Source organism: Pseudomonas sp. NBRC 111127 (assembly GCF_001320345.1).
Classification (GTDB): Bacteria; Pseudomonadota; Gammaproteobacteria; order Pseudomonadales; family Pseudomonadaceae; genus Aquipseudomonas; species Aquipseudomonas juntendi.
This window is the reverse complement of record NZ_BCBD01000332.1, coordinates 1-1021: the sequence shown is the minus strand read 5'-3', so window position 1 is coordinate 1021 and position 1021 is coordinate 1. Positions and strand designations below refer to the sequence as shown.

The window sequence follows — 1021 nt, the reverse complement described above, 5'->3', positions numbered from 1 at the left end:
GCAACGTGCCGGCCATGCGCAGCGGGTTGCCCTGGTCGTCCCGGTAAAGCCGGGCGCGGCTCTCGATGTAGCGCGAAACGCCGTTTTCCAGCTGCACCCGGTAGGTGATCTGGTAGTTGCCGGCAGGGCCTTCGCGCAGGCTTCGGTAGGCCTGGCGCATCGAGTTGCGCTCTTGTTCCGGTACACCCTCGAAGAAGGCGTCGAACGACTCGTGGAAAGGAATCGGCGGCAGGCCGTGCAACTGCGCGGCGCGGGCCGAGCCATAGAGCATGCCGCTGGGAATGTGCCAGTCCCAGGTGCCCAGCTGCGCCGAGTCCAGGGCCAGGTCCAGGCGCTCCTGGCTGTCTTTCAGGGCCTGCTCGGCGCGCTTGCGCTCGCTGGTGTCGACGAAGGTGCTGATCAGGAAGGTCACGCCTTCCAGTTCGATGCCTTGGGTGCAGAGAATGCCGTCGTGCACCTTGCCGCTGATGGCCCGGAACTGGACCTCCATGATCTGCGGGTCGCCGTTGGCGCGGGTCGACTCGATCACCTGCTGACGCTGCTCGGGGTTGACCCACAGGCCCAGCTCCAGGCTGGTCTTGCCGATGACCTGGCTGCCAGGCCAGCCGAACATGTCTTCGAAATGCTGGTTGACCTCGAAGATCATGCCGTCGTGGCGGCGGGAGAGCAAAATGGCGTTGGGGCTGAGGTGAAACAGCGTGGCGAAGCGCTTCTCCGAGTTGATCAATGCCGCTTCCCGCTCGCGCTGGCGGGTGATTTCACGCACCACCCCGATCATCTGTGGCCGGCCATGCTGGTCGTGGGTCAGGCTGCCGTTGATCTCCAGCCAGTGCAGGCTGCCGTCCGGCCAGCGGATGCGGTGGCGCATGGCGCGTTCCACCGGCTCGCCGTTGAAAATCGCCTGGAACACCTGGCGGGTACGGGCGCGGTCCTCTTCGGGCAGCAGGTCGAGGTAATCGGCATCGGCGGGCAGCGGGCGCTGGGGGTCGAAGCCGAACAGCGCCTGGGTACCGCGTGACCA

The 1021-nt window shown here is 66.1% G+C and carries 1 protein-coding gene; it reads right to left on the bottom strand.

Going from position 1 to position 1021, the window contains the following annotated elements:
* Positions 1-1021: PAS domain-containing protein (locus APH30_RS27280; RefSeq protein WP_156326756.1), on the bottom strand; the 1021-nt coding region annotated here is incomplete at both ends.